This window comes from Comamonas sp. 4034, from assembly GCF_050434545.1.
GTDB classification, from domain to species: Bacteria; Pseudomonadota; Gammaproteobacteria; order Burkholderiales; family Burkholderiaceae_C; genus Comamonas; species Comamonas odontotermitis.
In genome coordinates this window covers 1-5,364 of record NZ_JBNDIT010000045.1, presented here as the reverse complement: position 1 = coordinate 5,364, position 5,364 = coordinate 1, and the positions used below count along the sequence as shown (strand labels likewise).

Here is a 5,364-nt window from a genome sequence, read left to right as displayed (position 1 = left end):
ACCGTACCGTTAGCTGGTGGTTGGGTTCCCGTAGGTTTTACGCTGGCTGGATCAATGCTTCCACCTCCCAAAGCCGTATCGTTCGTCACAACTGGCGTTGAGATGGGTGTCCCGGCAGGTGTGGTGGCCGTATCAGGATTGGCTTGGATACTTGGAGAGGCAGCAGTAATCGTCACAGTTACTGAGGCTTCGCCACATACCGCGGCGTTAGGAGCAGCAAGACATACCTCGTAAGTGTAAGTATCGGTGCCAATGAAACCCGGGTTTGGTGTATACGTGCACGCGCCTGCAGAGCAAGTGACCGTACCGTTAGCTGGTGGTTGGGTTCCCGTAGGTTTTACGCTGGCTGGATCAATGCTTCCACCTCCCAAAGCCGTATCGTTCGTCACAACTGGGGTGGAAACAGGAATGCCGACAGCAGTGGAGTCTGTATCGGGATTGGCAACGACTGCTGAACTTACCACGCGGACACGATGATCCTCGATTTCACCATCGGCGGCAAAACCCAGAGCTCGGGCATCCTCGCCTCCTCGTATCGTCACATTGGCCGCGGGAAACAACTCATTGTACGGACTGGATCCGGTCTTCGTAGTGATGCGCAGGCGAATGTAGCGATAGCCCTCGGTCAAACTGCTGACGGCGGGCCACGAAAGCGCAACCGAACCGCTGCCTCCTACGGCGGGGGCGCTGGCGTATTCACTGGTTTCAAAAATCCCGTTGTCGTTCCAATCCACCCAGGCGTGCACAGCCGCGGCTGTGCCAGTCTGATTGGTATAAGCGACCTGCATTGTGTAGGTCGTCTGAGTGGTGAGAATAACTGGTAGATCTCCGCCGGCCAGGGTCACGGCTGTCAAATTGCCCATGGGTCCAGTAGATTGGGTTATCCCATCTTCTTCCAACGTGAGTGGCGAGGCAATGAAGTCGCCATTCGCTCCCACATTGGAGGCCCCGCTGACTACATTTTTTGGTAGATCATCACTTGCCTGCGGCGGCAGAGCGCCCAGGAACAGGATGTTGTTAGTATAGGCGTGCATGGCTTGGTTGCTTCCGCCACCGTTTTCATAGACGCTTGGTGCGTCCCCATTGTCAAAGCCCGTTGCGCCGCAAATATTCACCACAGGAGTCTGGCTGCAATTGAAGGCGTTTTGGGTCGCACCTGCGATTACGCCATCGCCCATGCTCCCATTGACCTGGTGACCGACATAGCAAAATTGAGCACTGTCTTTAGGCAGATAGACCATGGTATGTCCACCAACTTCGACCAATCGAGCGGGAAGCGCTCCCCCGGTGGTAACTGGCTGCCCCAAATGGAAGATTGTATTTGCGCCCACACTAACCCCCCCCGCGGTTGTCGCGCGGCCGATCATGCCGTTATGGTTACTTCCCCACGTATAGACCGTATCATCGACAGTGATCAAAGCACCCGCCGCGCCTCCACTAGAGGTAGTGGTGCCCGAGTCGTGCTCCTGCACGCTAAAAGACTTTACTTTGCCGCGCCACGTGGCTTCTGTCTCCCCAAACCCATGAACCACCTGCCAGGTAGTCACCTCGGCTGAAGTTTCGGGTAGGTTGGCACCCAATTGACGCTGGTTATTGGCGCCGACCGAATACAAGGTACCCGTGGTGGAGAGCACGAACATCGTGCTGGAGACAGCATTGCCAGTCACACCAATCATCATCGGAGCGATATCCGCCCCTCCCTCTTGTGGCAGAGTCATCGGTGTTGCAAAAGGCGTAGGAGTGGCTGCGGCGCCGTTGCCGAAATAAGGCTTATTACCCCACGCATAGAGCTTGCCATCTGCTGTCTGAGCCATCATTGCGCCCAAGGTCGTAGGGCTACCTGATAATCCGCCCACCTGGCCTCGGACAGCCACTACATTATTTAAATCCGTCGCGGAGTCGATCTTAACGCGATGCCATTTGTTGTTGCTGGCTATATCAATCGAGCCATCGCCACGCAAGTTGGTAAAGCCCGCCTCAGCATGGTTGACCAGTACCCATAACTGTCCGCCATGTGCTGGCTTGGTGACAACGGCCAACAGGCGATAGCTGCCAAAAAGTTGGGCAACATCTGTGGGGCTAACACCCGGCGGCAACCCGTCCGTCTTGCCATCTACGGCAAACGCCGCAGCGCGCGTGGCACTTTTAATCGAGGAGTTCAGAATTAGGGGAAAACCCCAGGAAAACAAACCTTGCGTTGTCAGCGCCACGGTTTGTTCCGTGGCGTTGGCGCTAGCCAGCGTGATAAGCAGAGGCTCACCAACTAGACCAACTTGGCCGCTCGGCCAACTACCACCGGCTGCCTCCCATGTACCGCCGGCCTTGATATCCAGGGGGCGTGGCACCGATCGGCCATCGTAGGTAGTCCCAGTCGCCCCAGTCAAGCCAAGAGAGCCCATCGTAGCGCCCCAGCCAGCCCAAGAACCATCTGTGCGCTGAACAGCTGTTTGATGAAAGGAACTGACGATGTGATCATATGGCTTGTCAGGATTGCAAGTCTGTGCGTATCCCTGTCCGCCGATTAATAATGTCATTGCAACAGCCAATTTAAACCAAGAGGTATGTAGCCGTTGTACAAGAGATGTGCACTTAGCGATCATTGGACGTCTCCTTAAAAAGGATGAATCGAAACAGCTCTTCGCGCTTCGCTTAGAAGGTCATCAACTGCGGTAAATCAAAAAATCAAGTTTGCGGAAAAAAAGAACCATCCCTGCGTTACTAAACACCAGGGAGGCTCCCTCAATAGGCGCTAATTATCAGAGGCGTCGGCGATAGCCCATGAATCCAAACAATCCTGTCAGCGTTGCCAAAGCCCATACGCCAAGAGTAGGTACGGGAGTGGCAGCAGGTGCTGGCAACGCAGTAACTGACACAGACTGGCTCACCGGGGCCGCTAGTGTGAAATATTCGTTGCCGAACTGATTGGCTTCAATTGTGCAGGTGCCAGAGGTCAAAACTTTAACGGAGCTACCTGTCACAGTGCACACGCCAGGCGTAAGACTTGTGTAGATCACTGCCAAGCCTGAGGTGGCAGTGGCTTCAGGAGACAAGGCAAACGAGCCGCCAGTCACCACGCTTTGCGCAGACTGCGCTGGAAAATTTACAGTTTGAGCACTTTGTACGACCATGCTCTGTGTGACCTGGGCCGCTGCATTAAATGCCACAGCACCCACCGTGCCTCCGGCCTGGTCGGCTGCGATCGTACAGAGACCTCCCGTGACTGGGGTTACGGTTGTCCCCGAAACTGTGCAGATGGAAGGGGTCAAACTGGAGTACGTCACTGGCAGTGTCGAACTCGCCGTGGCCAAGGGATCAATGCTGAATGTGCCGCCTGCCACGTCGCGCGGTGTGGTTTGTGCTGGAAACGTGATGCTCTGATCTGGGGGCGCATCGATCTGCATGCTTTGTTGCACGGGAGCGGCTGCACTGACGTCGTAGGTAATACCGCCCACCACTTGTGTTCCGGCGGCAGCGTTTGCCTCAATAGTGCACAGACCTGTTACAGCAGGAGATACCAACGTGACCACACCAGTGGATGCATTCACTGTGCAAACCGACATTGTCACACTGCTATAGGTGACTGGCAGACCTGCGCTGCTGGTGGTTGGCGGCGCAGCAGTCCACGCAACTGTGGCGCCGTTCATCGCAGAGTATACAGCGGGATCGGGCTGCACGAAGTTGATGATCTGTGTTGTGGGGTCAAGCTCTTTAAGACGGGCAATGCCGCGGCGCACCATCCCAGTCACACTGGTGAACTGACCTCCAATGTAGACTGTGCCATCGTTGTTAGGTAACACGGCTAAGACCGGTAGATCCGTGCCATTCGATGTATCAAAATCGGCATCCACTGTGCCATCGGCGTTAAAGCGAGCAATGCCGCGTCGGACAATGTCTGTGCCGACGGGAGCATCCGTCGCAATGTCACGTTGACCCACTACCGTGAATCTACCGCCAGCGAGAATCTTTTCCTCACCGCCGACCGTCTGCAGCGCAACAGCGTAACCCCAATCATTAATGAATGGATTGAAAGCGCTGTCAGGTGTGCCGTCAGTATTCAGTCGCACTACGCCACGATGCCACTCGTCTGCAAATTTGAGTGGCCCCCCGTTAACAACGATTTTGTTGTCCGCCTGGATAGCAATCTGATAAACAGGGAACAATCCTCCAGAAGAGCCATTGGGTGCAGCAGGATTGTTTGCATTCGGGACAAACGTGTTGTCTAGCGTACCGTCAGCATTCAGACGCGCCACCCCACGAATGGAGGTGCCTTGGACTTGGGTAAATGAACCAGCGATAACAATCTTGCCATCTGCCAGCAGCTTTATGTCCTCGACTTGATTGTTGGGAAGCGCAGCGAAGCTGCCATCTTGTGTCCCATCTGTGTTCAATCGCACAAGGTACGAGCGCGGCACACCATCAAAAGAAGTGAAGTAGCCACCCACAAGAATCTTCCCATTTGGCTGAACAACGATGCTGCGAACAGGACTATTGACTTTGAATAGAGGCACGTTATGAAACGTGGAATCAACTGTCCCGTCAGCATTTAAGCGTGCTATTCCTGAACTGGTCACCGCAGAAGCGCTTCCCGTACCAGTGACATAGTTGAAATCACCCCCGATGAGGATCTTTCCATCACTTTGGACGGCCACAGTCCGCACATATGAGTTGGTTGTGACTTTGAAGCTAGTGTCCAACGAATCGTCCGCATTAAAGCGCGCCACGCCTTGGTAGCCAGACTGCCCCTCCACTGTTGTGAAGGCTCCACCGACTACCACTCTGCCCGTATTGTCCTTGACCATCACCATGGTCTCAAAATTGGTGCCACCTCCCGAAGCGAAGTTGTCTGGGGCATAGACGGAGCCATACGCCATGCCTAGTGAGCAGGCAAGTACAGTTGCTGTCAAAGTTTTAAAGATTGCCTTATGTTGGCGCGTGCGGGTCAAGACGGCATGCATCTACTCTCTCCTTTTTGAGAACTTTAAGTTCTATAAAATTATGTTTGACGGATTCATTCTGAATATTTGCTTTTTTTATAAGTTATTTGATTTTTTATATTTTTTGTGTAATAGGACGAATTTGGTTGATTACGTCGCAATTGGGCGTTGTTGCACAAGTGTCGTCCTCAGCTAGCGTAGGCTGGGGAGATGAGAGAGACGAGCTGGGACCGGAGTAAGTGCCGCACAACGAACTAGAAGGCGTATAACGCAGCGTTGAGGACGCGAGGGGACCTGACCATCTGGCTGGATAGGGAGATGCAGTGGCTAGCCCCGCCCACGGGCAAGCGTGGTCGTTGCCAGAAGTTTTCAGATGCGGCCATCCAGTTTTGCCTGACCATCAAGTGCTTGTTTAGCCAGCCCTTGCGCC

General features: G+C 54.3%; 3 protein-coding genes. 1 reads left to right on the top strand and 2 read right to left on the bottom strand.

Annotated elements, in window-relative coordinates:
- A partial coding sequence (locus tag ABIE32_RS21550) for a GEVED domain-containing protein (protein WP_429019331.1) occupies positions 1–2,210 on the bottom strand: 2,210 nt, incomplete at its 3' end.
- Positions 2,211–2,756: 546 nt separating this feature from the next.
- Positions 2,757–4,955: an IPTL-CTERM sorting domain-containing protein gene (locus ABIE32_RS21545; RefSeq protein WP_429019328.1), complete on the bottom strand. Its 2,199-nt coding sequence runs from the start codon at positions 4,953–4,955 to the stop codon at positions 2,757–2,759.
- A gap of 255 nt (positions 4,956–5,210) precedes the next feature.
- Here ABIE32_RS21545 and ABIE32_RS21540 point away from each other — a divergent pair.
- On the top strand, positions 5,211–5,364 hold a 154-nt coding region (locus ABIE32_RS21540), incomplete at its 3' end, for a transposase (protein ID WP_429019334.1).